This is a genomic window from Rhodosalinus sp. K401, from assembly GCF_041365735.1.
Taxonomy (GTDB): domain Bacteria; phylum Pseudomonadota; class Alphaproteobacteria; order Rhodobacterales; family Rhodobacteraceae; genus Rhodosalinus.
This window is the reverse complement of the sequence record NZ_JBGFSI010000008.1, coordinates 113,939-130,055: the sequence shown is the minus strand read 5'-3', so window position 1 is coordinate 130,055 and position 16,117 is coordinate 113,939. Positions and strand designations below refer to the sequence as shown.

The following is a 16,117-nucleotide window of genomic DNA, read 5'->3' as shown; positions in this document are numbered from 1 at the left end:
GCCGGTTCACCGGCGCCCGGCGAGCAGGTTTCACCGGCGCACCGGCAGGCGGCGGGCTCGCGGGACCGAAGGTGAAGACCGGGTGGTCGCAGGTCGTGGGCATGGCTGACCGGAGTGGTTCGCCGCTTCGAAACGGCGGGTTTTCTGGATAACAGGCAATCCTTACAGAGTCCTGCCGGGATCGGCGCGACCACGGGATCTGCTGCGATGCCGGGCGCAGACCCGCCCCATGGCGGGGGCCCGCGTCCGCGAAGCTCGCGCCGAACCGACGGCCGCCTGCCCGCCCCCCGCAGCGGCTTCGCCGCCGCCGGGGGCCCGCGGGCGGGTCTATTCGGCGGGCACCGCCTCGCTCTCGATCCCGATCGGGTGCGACAGCTTGCCGAGCATCTCCTTCGGACAGACCTGCAGGAAGTTCCCGAGCTCGATCTCCCAGTTCTGGAGGATGTCGGCGCCGCGGCGCGAGCGGGTCTCGGCGACGTGGCGCTCCACAAGGTCCTTCAGCTCCGCCTCCCAGTGCGAGACCGAGACCGGGCAGACCACGAGCGTTTCCATGTTGATGAGCTGTTGCGCCAGTCCTTCGGGGTCGTGGATGTAGGCCATGCCCCCGGTCATTCCGGCGCCGAAATTGGCCCCGATGCGCCCGAGGATCACCGCGACCCCGCCGGTCATGTACTCGCACCCGTTGGAGCCACAGCCCTCCACCACGACATGGGCGCCCGAGTTGCGGACGGCGAAACGCTCGCCCGCCCGGCCGGCGGCGAAGAGGTAGCCCGCGGTCGCACCGTAAAGCACCGTGTTCCCGATGATGGTGTTCTCCCCCGCCTCGAGCGGCGAGGCCATCGGCGGGCGCACGGAGATCAGACCGCCCGAAAGGCCCTTGCCGACATAGTCGTTCGCGTCGCCCGCCACCTCGATCTTGAGGCCCGGCGCCGCGAAGGCGCCCAGCGACTGCCCCGCGCTGCCCTTGAGTTTCACCGTCAGGTGGTCGGGCTGGAGCGCGTTGCGCATCCCGAACCGGCGCACGATGTGGCTGGAGGTGCGGGTGCCCACCGTGCGGTGCGTGTTCTGCACCGCGTAAGAGAGCTGCATCTTCTCGCCGTCCTCGAGGAAGCGCGCGGCGTCGCGGACGATCTCGGCGTCGAGCGTGTCCGGGACCGTCTGGCGGGGCTTGTCGCGGTCGTAGGTGATGCGCTCGGCCCCGTCGACGGTGATGAGAAGCGGGTTGAGGTCGAGATCGTCGAGATGCGCGGCGCCCCGGCTGACCTGGGTCAGCAGGTCCGCGCGGCCGATCACCTCGTCGAGCGACCGCGCGCCGATGGAGGCCAGCACCTCGCGCACCTCCTGCGCGTAGAAGGTGATGAGGTTCACCACCTTGTCCGCGTTGCCGGTGAACTTCTCGCGCAGCTTGGGATCCTGCGTGCACACGCCCACGGGACAGGTATTCGACTGGCACTGCCGCACCATGATGCAGCCCATCGCGATCAGCGCGGCGGTGCCGATGCCGTATTCCTCGGCCCCCATCATCGCGGCCATGACGATGTCGCGGCCCGTCCGCAGGCCGCCATCAGTGCGCAGCGTGACCCGCTCGCGCAGGTTGTTCATCGAGAGCACCTGGTGCGCCTCGGTCAGCCCCATCTCCCAGGGCAGGCCGGCGTACTTGATCGACGTGGCCGGCGATGCGCCCGTGCCGCCATTGTGGCCGGAGATCAGGATCACGTCGGCCTTGGCCTTCGCCACGCCCGCCGCGATCGTGCCCACGCCGGAGGAGGCCACCAGCTTCACCGTGACCTTGGCGCGCGGATTGATCTGCTTCAGGTCGTAGATGAGCTGGGCGAGATCCTCGATCGAGTAGATGTCGTGATGCGGCGGGGGCGAGATCAGGGTCACGCCCGGCGTGGAATGGCGAAGCCGCGCGATGAGCTCCGTCACCTTCATGCCGGGAAGCTGGCCGCCCTCGCCGGGCTTGGCGCCCTGGGCGACCTTGATCTCCAGCTCCTCGCAGTGGTTGAGGTATTCGGCCGTCACGCCGAAGCGGCCCGAGGCCACCTGCTTGATCTTGGCCGACGGGTTGTCGCCATTGGGCTCGGGCACGAAATGCGCCGGATCCTCGCCGCCCTCGCCCGAGTCGGACTTCGCGCCGATGCGGTTCATGGCGACGTTCAGGGTCTTGTGCGCCTCGGGGCTGAGCGCGCCGAGGCTCATGCCCGGTGTGACGAACCGCTTGCGGATCGAGGTGATGCTCTCCACCTCCTCGAGCGGCACGGGGTTGCCCTTCGGCTTCATGTCGAGAAGATCGCGCAGGTGGATCGGCGGGTTGGCCTGCATCGCCGCCGAGTAGCGCTTCCACATCTCGTAAGAGCCCTGGTTGCAGGCCATCTGCATCAGGTGCATCGACTGCGCCCCCCAGGCATGGGTCTCGCCCGACTTGCGCATCTTGTAGAAGCCGCCGATGGGCAGCACGTCGGCCGACCCCTGCCAGGCGCGGGCATGCACCTCCTCGACCTTCTTCTGGATGCCCGACACGCCGATGCCCGAAATGCGGCTGACGAGGCCGGGGAAATACTCCGCGCACATCGCGCGGCCGAGGCCCACCGCCTCGAAGTTGAGCCCGCCGCGGTAGGACGAGATCACGCTGATGCCCATCTTCGACATGATCTTGAGCAGGCCCTGGTCGATGGCCTTGCGGTAGCGCGCCACCGCCTCGGTGAGCGGCCCGTCGAGCAGCCCGCGCTCGATCCGCTCGGCCAGGCTGTCCTCGGCCAGATAGGCGTTCACCGTGGTGGCGCCCGCCCCGATCAGCACGGCGAAGTAGTGCGGGTCGATGCACTCGGCCGAGCGGACGTTGAGCGAGCAGAAGGTGCGCAGGCCCTGACGTGTCAGGTGCGAATGCACCGCCGAGGTGGCCAGGATCATCGGCATCGGCACCTTGTCCCCGTCCGACCGGTGATCGGTGAGAACGATGTGGCCCGCGCCCGAGCGCACCGCGTCCTCGGCCTCGGACCGGATACGGGCAAGACCGTCGCGCAGCGCGCCCTCGCGGCTGGCGGCCGGGAAGGTGCAGTCGATCTCCACCATGTCGGCGTTGAACTGGCGCACCATCTCGTCGAACTGCGCGTTGGCCACGAAGGGGCTGTCGAGCACGAAGATCTCGGTCTGCGCCGAGGACTCGTCGAGCACGTTCTTGAGGTTTCCGAAGCGCGTCTTGAGGCTCATCACCCGGTATTCGCGCAAGCTGTCGATGGGCGGGTTCGTCACCTGGCTGAAGTTCTGCCGGAAGTAATGGCTGAGCGGCCGGTACTTCTTGGACAGCACGGCGGAGGGCGTATCGTCGCCCATCGAGGCCACGGCCTCCTTGCCGTCCTCGGCCATGGGAGCGAGGATCTGTTCGAGTTCCTCGATGGTGTAGCCCGCCGCGATCTGCCGGCGTTTGAGATCGGAGCCGGTGAAGAGCGGCGCCTCGCTGACCTTCGACAGCACCTCGTCGAGCTCGTTGATCTTGCCGACCCATTCGCCGAAGGGCTGGGCCTCGCTCAGGCGGTCCTTGATCTCGGTGTCGTGGTAGAGCTTGCCCTCCGCCATGTCGACGGCAAGCATCTGGCCCGGGCCGAGGGCCCCCTTCTCGCGGATGGTGCCCTCGTCCACGTGCACCATCCCCGCCTCGGACCCGGCGATCACCATTCCGTCGCCGGTGACGACGTAGCGCATCGGGCGCAACCCGTTGCGGTCCATCCCCGCGCAGACCCAGCGCCCGTCGGTCATGGCGAGCGCCGCCGGACCGTCCCACGGCTCCATCACCGCGTTGCAATAGGCGTACATGTCGCGCCAGGCCTGCGGCAGTTCCACCCGCGCCTGCGACCAGCTTTCGGGAATGAGCATCGTCTTGGCCATGGGCGCGTCGCGGCCCGCGCGCACCAGCACCTCGAACACGGCGTCGAGCGCCGCCGAATCCGACGAGCCCTGCGCCACGATGGGCTTGATGTCCTCGGCCATGTCCCCGAACGTGTTCGAGGCCATGCGGATCTCGTGGCTCTTCATCCAGTTGATGTTGCCCTTGAGCGTGTTGATCTCGCCGTTGTGGGCGAGCATCCGGAAGGGCTGCGCCAGCCACCATTGCGGGAAGGTGTTGGTGGAATAGCGCTGGTGATAGATGGCGAAGGCCGACTTGAAACGCTCGTCCTGGAGGTCGGGGTAGAACTCGCTCACCTGTTCGGCGAGCATCATGCCCTTGTAGATGATCGACCGGCAGGAGAGCGACGCGATGTAGAGGCCCGGCACCTGCGCGGCGGCGGCGGCCTTCTCGATCCGGCGGCGGATGACGTAGAGTTCGCGCTCGAAGGTCTCCTCGTCGATGCCTTTCGCGTTGGAGATGATGATCTGCTCGATCTCGGGCCGCGTCGCGTTCGCCTTCTCGCCAAGGCAGTCGATCGCGACCGGAACGTGGCGCCAGCCGTAGATGTAGTGGCCCATGCGCAGGACTTCGGTCTCGACGATGGTCCGGCAGGTTTCCTGCGCGCCGAAGTCGGTGCGCGGCAGGAACACCTGGCCCACCGCGATGAGCTGGTCCTCGCGCGGCTCGTGGCCGGTGCGGCGGATCTGGTCGTAGAAGAAGGGCACCGGGATCTGCAGATGGATGCCGGCCCCGTCGCCCGTCTTGCCGTCCGCGTCCACCGCGCCGCGGTGCCAGATCGCCTTGAGGGCGTCGATACCCGCGTCCACGACCTTGCGCGAGGGCGTCCCGTCGATCGAGACGACAAGGCCCACACCGCAGGAGGACCGCTCCTCCTGCGGGTCGTAAAGGCCGTGGTCGGCCAGCCAGCGGCGCTTGTCTTCCTGCTCGGCGGCCCAGTTGGCATCGAAGATGGTCATGGCGTCAGTCCTCTTCCAAGAGGGCGGGCCCGTGCCCGCTGCGATGGTCAGGGACCGGCCCGTCCGGGGCCGGCGCGTCAGGTGGTGCCGGGGGCGGGCTACTCTGCCGCCACCGCGGGCTGCGCGGCGAGATCCTCGAGGATCGCCTGGGCGGCGTCGCGGCCGTCGCGGATGGCCCAGACCACGAGCGAGGCGCCGCGCACGATGTCGCCCACGGCGTAGACGCCAGGCAGCGAGGTGCGGCCGGTCGTGAATTCGGCCTTCACCGTGCCCCAGCGCGTGACCTCCAGGCCCTCGACGCCCCAGAGGCGCGGCAGCTCTTCCGGCTCGAAGCCGAGCGCCTTGATCACCATGTCCGCCTCTTCGGTGTAATCCGACCCCTCGATGACCTCGGGCGACTGGCGGCCCGTGGCGTCGGGCGGGCCGAGGCGCATGCGCTGCACCACGACGCCTGTCACCGGGTCGCCGACGAAGCCCTTCGGCGCCGAAAGCCAGACGAATTCCACGCCCTCCTCCTCGGCGTTGGCCACCTCGCGCTGGGAGCCCGGCATGTTCTGCCGATCCCGGCGGTAGAGGCACTTCACGCTGGTCGCGCCCTGACGCACGGCGGTGCGCACGCAATCCATCGCGGTGTCGCCGCCGCCGATGACGACCACGCGCTTGTCCTTCGCGTCGAGCTCGCCCGATTCGAACTCCGGCACCGCGTCGCCGAAGCTCTTGCGGTTGGACGCGGTGAGAAAGTCGATGGCCCGGACGATGCCGTCCGCGCCAGACCCCGGCCCGGTAAGTTCGCGCGACTTGTAGACGCCGGTCGCGACAAGGACGGCGTCGTGCTGGTCGCGGATCTCCTCGAAGGAGACGTCCTCGCCGACATTGCAGTTCAGGACGAAGCGGATGCCGCCCTCCTCGAGCTGCGCGTTGCGGCGCATGACCACGTCCTTCTCGAGCTTGAAGCCGGGGATGCCGTAGGTCATCAGCCCGCCCGCGCGGTCATAGCGATCGTAGATCGTCACCTGCACGCCCGCGCGGCGCAGCACGTCCGCGGCGGCGAGCCCGCCGGGACCGGCGCCGATGATGCCCACGCTTTCGGGACGCTCGCGCGCGGGGCGCAGCGGCTGGACCCAGCCTTCCTCCCACGCGGTGTCGGTGATGTATTTCTCGACCGCGCCGATGGTGACCGTGCCATGTCCCGACTGCTCGATCACGCAGTTGCCTTCGCACAGCCGATCCTGCGGGCAGATCCGGCCGCAGATCTCGGGAAAGGTGTTCGTGGCCTGGCTGAGATCATAGGCCTCGCGCAGGCGGCCCTCGGCGGTCAGCATCAGCCAGTCGGGGATGTTGTTGTGCAGCGGGCAGTGCGACTGGCAATAGGGCACGCCGCACTGGCTGCAGCGCCCGGCCTGCTCGCGCGCCTTCTCGGCCGCGTATTCCGCGTAGATCTCGTGAAAGTCGTGGGCGCGGACATTCGCGTCCCGCTTTTCGGGCATGTCCCGTTCGACGCTCACGAATTTGAGCAGGTGCTGCTTCGACATCGCGCGCTCCTCCAAGACTGACGCTGCCGCGTGTGCATATATCAGGTTCCGGCGAAAGAAAAGTCACAACTATTGACGCTTATTCAGGCGACATGACCCGCAAAACGGTCCTGAGCGCTGCATTGCGGAAAATTTATGTATCGAACCGGACCCAAATGGACTCTTTCCTTTGCGGCAGCATCACTTATACCGGCCGCAGCATCGCCAAGCCGGACATGCCCATGACCCTGTTGCACCTCTTCATCCTGGCGGTCACGCAAGGCGTCACGGAATTCCTGCCGATTTCCTCTTCGGGTCACCTGATTCTCCTGCCCGCGCTGGCGGGCATCGAAGACCAGGGCCAGGTCGTGGACGTCGCCGTGCATGTCGGCACGCTGGGCGCGGTGATCGTCTATTTCTGGGCCGATGTCCGCGAGGCGCTGGCCGGAATCGGCCGGCTCGTTCGGGGTCGCGCCGATACGCCCGGCGCGCGGCTCGCGCTCCTGCTGCTGGCGGCGACGATCCCGGTCGTGGTGGCGGGCCTCGCCCTCAAGCTCACCGGGCTCGACGACGCCATGCGCTCGGTCGCCGTCATCGGCTGGACGATGCTCGGGTTTGGCGTGGTCCTCTGGGTGGCGGACCGCTTCGGGCCCGCCCGGCTGGAGGCCGCGGACTGGTCCATGCGTCATGCCTGGATACTCGGGCTCTGGCAGGCGGTGGCGCTCATCCCCGGCACCTCGCGCTCGGGCATCTGTATCACCGGGGCCCGCTTCCTCGGCTATTCGCGCCACGGCGCGGCCAAGATCGCCATGCTCATGTCGATTCCCACCATCGCCGCCTCGGGTGCGCTGCTGGCCGCCGAGGTCGTCGCCACGGCCGACACCGAGGCCGCCCGGAACGGTGCGATCGCAGCGGGCTTCGCCTTCGTCTCGGCGCTGGCGGCGCTGGCGCTGATGATGCGGCTGCTGCGGTCCGTGAGCTTCACGCCCTACGTGATCTACCGCGTGGCGCTCGGTATCGGGCTTCTGGCCTGGGCCTATTCCTGACCCCGGCGCGGGTCAGACCCGCATCGGCATCACGACGTAGATCGCGGAACTGTCGTCGCCCTCGCGCATCAGCGTCGGGTCGCCGGAAGAGTTGAACATGAACACCGCGTTTTCGCGGTCCACCTGGCTCGCGATCTCGAGCAGATACTTGGCGTTGAACCCGATCTCGAGGCGTTCGTCGCCGTAGGCGACCGACAGTTCCTCTTCCGCCGCACCGCTGTCGGGGGCATTCACGGACAGCACCAGCCGGTCCTCGTCGAGCTGCAGCTTGACCGCGCGCGAGCGCTCCGAGCTGACCGTGGCCACCCGGTCCACGGCCTGCGCGAACTCCGCGGCGTCGACCTCCAGCCGCCGGGTGTTTCCCTGGGGAATGACGCGGGCATAGTCCGGGAAGGTTCCGTCGATCACCTTCGAGGTCAGCGTGATGTCGGGCGTCGCGAAACGGACCTTCGTCTCGGAGACCGAGACCGCGATCTCGGCGTCGTCGTCGTCCAGCAGCTTGCGCAGCTCGCCCACCGTCTTGCGCGGCACGATCACGCCGGGCGTCTCCTCGGCGCCGTCGGGCAGGGGCGCGTCGATCCGGGCCAGCCGGTGACCGTCGGTCGCCACGCAGCGCAGCACCGGGCCGTCCTCGCCCTCGGCCACATGCATGTAGACGCCGTTCAGGTAATAGCGCGTCTCTTCGGTGGAGATCGCGAACTTGGACTTGTCGAAGAGGCGGCGGAGCACCGGAGCGGGCGCGGCGAAATTCGCCGTGTATTCCGACGAGGCCATCACCGGGAAATCCTCTTTCGGCAGGGTGGCGAGCGAGAAGCGCGACCGCCCCGCTTCCACCTCCAGCCGGCCGGACGCGCCGTCGTCGCTCAGCGTGACAAGCGCGCCGTCGGGCAGCTTGCGGACGATTTCATGCAGGGTGACGGCGCTCACGGTCGTGGCGCCGGGCCGCTGCACCTGCGCCGCGGCACGGTCCACGACCTCTATGTCGAGGTCGGTGGCGCGGAATTTCGCCTCGTCGCCCTCGGCCTCGATCAGCACGTTGCCGAGAATGGGAATGGTGTTGCGCCGCTCCACCACGGACTGCGCCTGGGAGACGGCCTTGAGAAGCGTGCCGCGCTCGATGCTGATCTTCATGCCCCATCCCTCCGCTCGACCGGGAAGGAAACGCTAGCCATTTCCCGTTCCGGCTCAAGTGCTATGTGGGGTTCTCCGCCGGATCGAACGACCCGTCAAGGTCGCGGCCCGCGATTGCGCGCGGGCCGTGCCGGAAAAACCAAGGACCGGCCTCAGGCCTCGAGCGACCGGCGCAGGATCTCGAGATCCTCCGAGATCTGCGGGTCGGAGGACTTGAGTTCCTCGATGCGGCGCACGCCGTGCATCACCGTCGTGTGGTCGCGCCCGCCGAAGCGGCGTCCGATGTCCGGCAGCGACCGGCTGGTGAGCTGCTTGGACAGATACATCGCCACCTGGCGCGGCCGCGCGTAATTGCGCACACGCTTGGGCCCGAGCAGGTCGCTCAGGCGGATATGGTAATGTTCCGACACCTTGCGCTGAATCTCCTCGATGGTGATCTTCCGCTCGGAGACCCGCAGCACGTCCGCGAGGCTGTCCTGGGTGAGTTCCATGTCGATCGGCCGCCCGACGAGCGAGGCCACCGCGAAGAGGCGGGTCAGCGCCCCCTCGAGAACGCGGACATTGGTCGAGATCCGCAGCGCCAGGAACTCCAGCACGCCGGGCTCGATCTGAAGGCCGGGATACTGGCTGCGCTGCCGTTCCACCTTGGACTGCAGGATGCCGAGGCGCAGTTCGTAATCCGTCGGGTGCAGGTCCACAACGAGGCCGCATTGCAGGCGGCTCTTGATGCGCTCCTCGAGATCCTTGATCTCGCCCGGCGCACGGTCGGCCGAGATGATGATCTGCTTGTTCTGATCGACGAGGGCGTTGAACGTGTGGAAGAATTCCTCCTGCGTGCTGTCCTTGCCGGCGATGAACTGCACGTCGTCCACCATCAGCACGTCGACCGAGCGGAAAATGGACTTGAAGTCCATCATCTTGCGATCCCGGAGCGCCTGGATGAAGCGATACATGAACTGTTCGGCCGACAGGTAGAGCACGTTGAGATGCGATTGGCGCTCCTGCAGCTCCCACGCGATCGCGTGCATCAGATGCGTCTTGCCAAGGCCGACGCCGCCGTAAAGGAACAGCGGGTTGAAGGTGACGGGGCCGCCCTCGGCGACGCGGCGCGCGGCGGCATGGGCGAGCTCGTTGGGTTTGCCGACGACGAAGGTCTCGAAACGGAACCGCTCGTCGAGCGGCGCGCCGGGAAGCGTGTCGCTGCGGCCGGAGGTTTCGGGCGCGGCCGCCGCGGACGCCGCGTCGCGGGGGCCGTTCGAGGGCGCGGCGGGCCGCTCTGGAGAGGGCGCCACGGTGAAATGCACGCGCCTGACATCGGCGCCGGCGGTCGCGATCTGGTGAAGCAGCACGTCGCCGAAATTCTGCGACACGTAGTTGCCAAGGAAATTCGTCGGCACCTTGAAGGTCGCGACCCCGTCAGAGACGCCGGCGAACTCGAGCGGCTTGATCCAGTTGTGGTAGTTGTTCCTGCCTACCGTCCTCTCGAGTGTTGCCTGTAGCTGTCCCCATTGATCCCGCGTCATTTTTCTCTCTTCCAGCAGCGACTTCATTCCGGACCTCCAAACCGCGCAGACGGTTCAACTCGAACCCGAAACCCGACGACCCCGCGACCGGACTCCGCCCGGCCAACCCACCAGCCCGGCGATGCCGGGCATTCAGGCGCAACTGGAACGCTCCCCCTCGCGGGCCGAAACGCACGACCGCGGAGTGGGCGCCGATTGCGCCGTTCATCTTGTGTCGGACTGGCGCGTGAGGCGTCCCCGATGCCCCACGGTCACGGCGATCCGGTGCTCAACGGATCGTTCGGCCACACAGGTGGAAACGATCCACGTGTGCGGTGTGACGCCTGTCCCCCCAAGGCGATGACTCGCAGACCGGAAGTTAGCAACTGCGCTTGCAGAGCGGCAACGAAACTTGTCGCTTGACTCGGATCCGCGGGCAAAAGAATCCGGTTCCGCCTCATGCGGCGGCTGCACAACGAAACGGGCCCGGCGAGGTGCCGGGCCCGTAAACTTTACCGCCTGGAAAAGGGGTTAGCCGATCGCTTTCACACGGGCGGACAGGCGAGACATCTTCCGGGCAGCGGTGTTCTTGTGCAACACGCCCTTCGTCACGCCGCGCATCAGTTGCGGCTGGGCGGCGCGAAGTGCGGCGGCCGCGGCATCCTTGTCGCCCGAGGCGATGGCTTCCTCGACCTTGCGCAGGAAGGTGCGGATGCGCGACCGGCGCGCCTTGTTCACGGCGTAGCGACGCTCGTTCTGAAGGGCGCGCTTCTTGGCCTGAGGCGTGTTTGCCATTGTCTTTTCGTCCCATTCGTCTGGGGTGGAATGTCTGAAGCCGCGCTCTTAGACGCGAGTCGCGGGCAAGTCAACCGCCCGGCTCAGCGGTCGCGGAACTGCGCCTCGCGCTTCTCCAGGAAGGCGGTCATGCCCTCCTTCTGGTCTTCGGTGGAGAAGAGCGCGTGGAAGAGGCGCCGCTCGAAGCGCAGCCCCTCGGCGAGCGTGGTTTCCTCGGCCCGGTTCACCGCCTCCTTGACCGCCATCGCGGTCAGGATCGACTTTTCCGCGATCTTGTCGGCGATGCCACGCACCTCTTCCATCAGGCTCTTGGCGGGCACCACGCGGCTGACGAGGCCCGCGCGCTCCGCCTCCTCGGCGTCCATAAAGCGTCCCGTCAGGTGCATGTCCATGGATTTCGACTTGCCGACCGCCCGGGTCAGGCGCTGGGTTCCGCCGAGACCGGCCACCACGCCCAGGTTGATCTCGGGCTGGCCGAACTTCGCCGTGTCGGCGGCAACGATGAAATCGCACATCATCGCAAGCTCGCACCCCCCGCCCAGCGCGTAGCCGGCCACGGCGGCGATGACGGGCTTGCGAACCCGGGTCACCGCGTCGTGCTCCGGGGTGAAGTAGTCCGACATGTACATGTCGACGAAGCTCTTCTCCGACATCTCCCGGATGTCGGCGCCCGCCGCGAAGGCCTTGGAGGAGCCGGTCAGGATGATGCAGCGCACCTTGTCGTTGGCGTCGGCCTCGGCAAGCGCGCGGGACAGTTCGCCCAGCATGTGCGCGTTCAGCGCGTTCAGCGCGTCGGGGCGGTTGAGCTTGATCGTGGCGACGTGGTCTTCGGTCTCGACGATTATCGTCTCATAAGCCATGCAGCCGGCTCCGTTCGTTTCGGTCAGATGCCTGCCTTAGCATTCTGGCACGTCCATTCAAGCTATCTTTGGCAAGAGATGCAGTAGAACGAAGAGCGCCCCGACTGCACCTTGCGGCGCACCGTTCCGGTGCAGCCGGGCCGCCGGCAGGGCGCGCCCTCCCGGCCATAGACGTCGAAGGCGTGCTGGAAATACCCGAGTTCGCCGTCCGCGCGGCGATAGTCGCGCAGGCTGGAGCCACCGGCCTCGATCGCGTCGGCGAGCACCGCCCGGATCGCCGGCACGAGCGCTGCAGCGCGCCGCGGGGCCAGGCGCCCGGCCTTGCGCAGGGGCGAGACGCCGGCGCGAAAGAGCGCCTCGCAGACATAGATGTTGCCGAGCCCCGCGACGAGCCTCTGGTCGAGAAGCGCCGCCTTCACGGGCGTGTTCCGCCCGGCGAGGCGCGCCACCAGATAGTCCTCGTCGAACCCGTTGCCGAGCGGCTCGGGCCCCAGCCCCGCAAGCAGGCGGTGCGTTTGCAGCCGTTCCGTCGCCACCAGGTCCATCACGCCGAAACGCCTCGGGTCGTTGAAGGTGACGCGGGCGCCCCCCTCGAGGTCGATCACCACGTGATCGTGCTTCTCCGGTGCGGGATGGTCGTGCACGAAGCGTCCCAGCGCATCGCCGGAGACGAGCAGGCGGCCCGACATCCCGAGATGGATGATCCAGGTCTCGCCCGTGTCGAGATCGGCGAGCAGGTACTTCGACCGCCGCCCGAGGCGCAGGACCCGCGCCCCGGCCAGCCGCTCGGCCATGCGCTCGGGCAACGGCCAGCGCAGATCGGGCCGGTTGACCGCTGCGCGCAGGATCCGCCCGCCCTCCATCACGGGCGAAAGGCCGCGACGAACCGTCTCGACTTCGGGCAATTCCGGCATGCGCGCTCCTTCCCGCGGCCGGCGCGGATTGCAGCGCCCCGCAAGCGCCCTATAAGATGGCTCTGCACGGCAGACGGCAAGGCTCATGAGCGACGACGCGACAGACGCCCGCAGGGGCACGACGCATTTCGGGTACGAAACCGTGCCCGAGACCGAAAAGGCGGGACGCGTCAAGGGCGTGTTCACCTCGGTGGCCAGCCGCTACGACGTGATGAACGACCTGATGTCGGCGGGTGTTCACAGGCTCTGGAAGGACGCGATGATGGACTGGCTGGCACCCCGGCCCGGCCAGCGGCTTCTCGACGTGGCAGGAGGCACCGGCGACATCGCCTTCCGCTTCCTTCGCCGCGCCGGCGCGGGGCACGCCACCGTACTCGATCTGACCGAATCCATGCTCGTCGCGGGGCGCAAGCGCGCCGAGGCCGAGCGCATGGCGGATAAGCTCGCCTGGATCGTGGGCGACGCGATGGCGCTGCCGTTTCCGGACGCAAGCTTCGATGTCTACACGATCAGCTTCGGCATCCGGAACGTCACGCGGCCCGAGGCCGCCCTCGCCGAGGCGTTCCGCGTGCTCCGGCCGGGCGGCCGCCTCATGGTGCTCGAGTTCTCGCAGATCCCGACGCCGGCCCTGCAATGGGCCTATGACCGCTATTCCTTCAACGTGATCCCCGCCATGGGCCAGGTCGTGGCGCAGGACCGCGCGAGCTACCAGTATCTGGTGGAATCGATCCGCCGTTTCCCCGACCAGGAGACGTTTCTCGGCATGATCCGCGACGCGGGCTTCGAGCAGGCCCGCTACCGCAACCTGACCATGGGCGTCGCCGCGCTCCACTCCGGCTGGAAGCTCTGACCCTTGCGAGGACCGCACAACATCTGGCGGCTGATCCGCACCGGCGCCACGCTGGAACGCACCGGCGCGATGCGCGTGGTGCTCGACGCCTTCGACGCGCCGCCCTCGCTGCGGGCCGCCGCGCGGGCGCTGGGCTGGCCGTTCAAATGGCTGGGATACAAGGGCGATCCCGCCATGCCGCCCGCCACACGTGCGCTCACCGCGCTGGGCCCGGCCTACATCAAGTTCGGGCAGGTCCTCTCGACCCGGCCGGATGTGGTGGGCGACGAGCTCGCCGACCAGCTGCGCGTGCTCCAGGACAAGCTTCCGCCCTTCCCGATCGAGGTGGCCAAGGCGACGCTCGCGCGCGAGCTGGGCGTCGATCCCGATGGCGTCTTCATGGACTTCAGCCCGCCCGTCGCCGCGGCCTCCATCGCGCAGGTCCACAAGGCACGGCTGGCCGTCAACGGCGAGGCGGTAGCCGTCAAGGTGCTGCGTCCCCGGATCGAGAGCGCGTTTCGCAGGGACATCGACGCCTTCTACCTCGCCGCGCGGATGATCGAGATCCTGTCGCCGTCCTCGCGCCGGCTTCGGCCGATGGACGTGATCGCCCATTTCGAGGGCGTGGTGAAAGGCGAGCTCGACCTGCGCCTGGAAAGCTCCGCCGCGTCCGAGTTCACCGACAACACGCGCGGCGACAAGGGTTTCCGCACGCCCAAGGTGGTCTGGCCGCTTTCGGCCAAGCGCGTGATGACGCTTGGCTGGGCCGAAGGCATTCCGATGGGCGACAACGCCGCGCTCGACGCGGCGGGACATGACCGAAAGGCGCTTTCGGAACGCGTGTTGCAGCTTTTCCTGCGCCACGCGCTGCGCGACGGCTACTTCCACGGCGACATGCACCAGGGCAATCTCAAGGTCGCGCCGAACGGCGATATCATCGCCTATGATTTCGGGATCATGGGGCAGATCGACGAGTACACGCGCCGCGTCTATGCCGAGATCCTCTTCGGTTTCATCCGACGCGACTACAAGCGCGTCGCGGAGGTCCATTTCGAGGCCGGCTACGTTCCCGCGGACCGCGACGTGGACGAGTTCGCCCGGGCGCTGCGCTCGGTCGGCGAGCCGATCTTCGGGATGGATGCCACCCGGATCTCCATGGGCCGGCTGCTGAATTACCTCTTCGAGGTGACAGAGCGCTTCGGCATGGAAACCCGGACCGAACTGCTGCTTCTGCAGCGCACGATGGTGGTGGTGGAAGGTGTCGCACGCTCGCTCAATCCGCAGATGAACATCTGGGAGGTCGCGCAGCCGGTGGTCGAGGATTACATAAAGAACAGCATCGGACCGCGCGCCGTGGCATCGGATCTCGCGCGGACGGCGAAGGTTCTGACACGCTTCGGTCCACGCCTGCCCGGTCTCGTGGAAGCGGCGCTGATCCGGCAGGCCAGCCCGCCGCCCCCCCGGCCACGCGCGCCCTGGATCCGGCCCGCGCTTTGGGCCGCCTTCGGAGGCGCCCTGGGCGCAAGCCTGGCAGTGGGTGCCGGATCGCTTTTCTGAGGGCGCCGTCGTGTTCGGTCGGCCGGAGTCTTGCGCCAGGAGACCTGCCGGGGCCGTCCGATGAGCCGCCGCGGTCACCTCCTGGGAAGGTGCTGCGTCCGGCATCGTGGCCAGCCGACACCGCGAGGCGAATGAGGAAGTTCGCCCCAAGCGACCGAAGCGGCGCCAAGACTTCGCGCAAGCGGCCCTTCGCCGAAAAAGGCATCGACGTCCCGTTCCGGGGTCGAGACCCGCGCGGCGTGGACCGCCGCAGCTGGAGTCGCGCCCGCGCGCGAGGCGGCGGAGATCGGAAGCGATGCCCTGTCTCGCCACACTCAAGGGATCGCGCCGCGTCCTTCATCGCCGCTCCAATCATCTGCTGCGTTCGGTTCCGCATGTCGGGCAGGGGATCATCCAGCATCGGGAGCCGCCGGGTCATGCCCTCCGTCCCATCGGCGTTACCGCGATTCTCGCAGGGCGAGGACGTCCCCCGCCGGCACCTCTTCGCCACTGGCCAGACCGATGACCGGCGCGCCCTGCGGCCCGACCCGCACCTCGCGTACCGTCTGGAAGGCCGGAACCGGGCGGCTGTCGGCCCCCGGGCCAGCGCTCGCGCTCTCCAGGGTGAAACTGTAGCGGCCGTGCGGCAGCGGCACACCGGCCGGGCCGACACCAGCCCATTCCACCGTTTCCGCGTCCGCCGGCACCGGCTGACTCAGAACCGCGCGGCCTTCGGCGTCACGCACCACGAGCGCGGTGTCCTCGGCCGCGCGACCTGGTTCCAGTCGCAGCGTCACCGGCGCGCCATCGAACGTTACCGGCGCGGTGGTCAGCACCTCACGACCCACCCAGTTGGCGAACTCGGCAAGCGGCGTCTGCATCTGGGCCAGAAGATCATTGGTGAGTACCTGCTGCTCCACGGTCGAGAAGGTGGCGAGCTGCACCGCGAAATCGGTGCTTTCGATCGGGTTCAGGGGGTCCTGGTTCTGCATCTGCACCGTCAGCATGCGCAGGAAGGTCTCGAAATCCGAGGACAGCGCACCGCGGCCGGCCTCCGTACGGGCCGTGGCACGGTCCGGTCCGGCGGCGAAGGCGGGCGGAGGAACAGGGCTGGTCTGCATGGGACA

11 protein-coding genes are annotated in these 16,117 nt (G+C 68.0%); 3 read left to right on the top strand and 8 right to left on the bottom strand.

The genetic code is table 11. The features are described from left to right. Positions 1-327: 327 nt before the first annotated feature. Both gltB and AB6A66_RS11025 read right to left on the bottom strand, forming a co-directional pair. Positions 328-4,866 carry a glutamate synthase large subunit gene (gene gltB, locus AB6A66_RS11030; RefSeq protein WP_371055933.1) on the bottom strand — a complete coding sequence of 1,513 codons (4,539 nt, stop codon included), beginning with the start codon at positions 4,864-4,866 and terminating at the stop codon, positions 328-330. Positions 4,867-4,964: 98 nt separating this feature from the next. Beyond that, positions 4,965-6,398: an NAD(P)-dependent oxidoreductase gene (locus AB6A66_RS11025; protein ID WP_371055932.1), complete on the bottom strand. Its 1,434-nt coding sequence runs from the start codon at positions 6,396-6,398 to the stop codon at positions 4,965-4,967. A gap of 221 nt (positions 6,399-6,619) precedes the next feature. On the opposite strand from AB6A66_RS11025, the gene AB6A66_RS11020 reads away from it, so the two are divergent. Continuing rightward, positions 6,620-7,423 carry an undecaprenyl-diphosphate phosphatase gene (locus AB6A66_RS11020; RefSeq protein WP_371055931.1) on the top strand — a complete coding sequence of 268 codons (804 nt, stop codon included), beginning with the start codon at positions 6,620-6,622 and terminating at the stop codon, positions 7,421-7,423. A 12-nt stretch (positions 7,424-7,435) separates the two neighbouring features. Here AB6A66_RS11020 and dnaN read toward each other — a convergent pair whose 3' ends face one another. The 5 genes from dnaN to mutM form a co-directional block, all read right to left on the bottom strand. Beyond that, on the bottom strand, positions 7,436-8,554 hold the full coding sequence (gene dnaN, locus AB6A66_RS11015) for a DNA polymerase III subunit beta (RefSeq protein WP_371055930.1): 1,119 nt from the start codon (positions 8,552-8,554) through the stop codon (positions 7,436-7,438). Positions 8,555-8,706: 152 nt separating this feature from the next. Continuing rightward, entirely contained in the window at positions 8,707-10,077 is a 1,371-nt protein-coding gene (gene dnaA / locus AB6A66_RS11010) for a chromosomal replication initiator protein DnaA (protein ID WP_371055929.1), read from the bottom strand. A 510-nt stretch (positions 10,078-10,587) separates the two neighbouring features. Next, positions 10,588-10,851, bottom strand: a complete 264-nt coding sequence (gene rpsT, locus AB6A66_RS11005; RefSeq protein ID WP_371055928.1) for a 30S ribosomal protein S20 — start codon at positions 10,849-10,851, stop codon at positions 10,588-10,590. Between the two features lie 83 nt (positions 10,852-10,934). Further along, the gene (locus AB6A66_RS11000) at positions 10,935-11,711 is read right to left on the bottom strand and encodes an enoyl-CoA hydratase (RefSeq protein ID WP_371055927.1); all 777 of its coding nucleotides are present in this window, start codon (positions 11,709-11,711) and stop codon (positions 10,935-10,937) included. A 62-nt stretch (positions 11,712-11,773) separates the two neighbouring features. After that, positions 11,774-12,625: a bifunctional DNA-formamidopyrimidine glycosylase/DNA-(apurinic or apyrimidinic site) lyase gene (mutM, locus tag AB6A66_RS10995; RefSeq protein ID WP_371055926.1), complete on the bottom strand. Its 852-nt coding sequence runs from the start codon at positions 12,623-12,625 to the stop codon at positions 11,774-11,776. A gap of 85 nt (positions 12,626-12,710) precedes the next feature. Between mutM and ubiE the strand changes: the two genes are divergently transcribed. Beyond that, entirely contained in the window at positions 12,711-13,475 is a 765-nt protein-coding gene (ubiE, locus tag AB6A66_RS10990) for a bifunctional demethylmenaquinone methyltransferase/2-methoxy-6-polyprenyl-1,4-benzoquinol methylase UbiE (protein ID WP_371038873.1), read from the top strand. Between the two features lie 3 nt (positions 13,476-13,478). Beyond that, positions 13,479-15,011: a 2-polyprenylphenol 6-hydroxylase gene (gene ubiB / locus AB6A66_RS10985; protein WP_371055925.1), complete on the top strand. Its 1,533-nt coding sequence runs from the start codon at positions 13,479-13,481 to the stop codon at positions 15,009-15,011. Between the two features lie 437 nt (positions 15,012-15,448). Here the strand turns inward: ubiB and AB6A66_RS10980 are convergent, their stop codons facing one another. Beyond that, positions 15,449-16,111: a flagellar hook capping FlgD N-terminal domain-containing protein gene (locus tag AB6A66_RS10980; RefSeq protein WP_371055924.1), complete on the bottom strand. Its 663-nt coding sequence runs from the start codon at positions 16,109-16,111 to the stop codon at positions 15,449-15,451. Between the last annotated feature and the right edge of the window lie 6 nt (positions 16,112-16,117).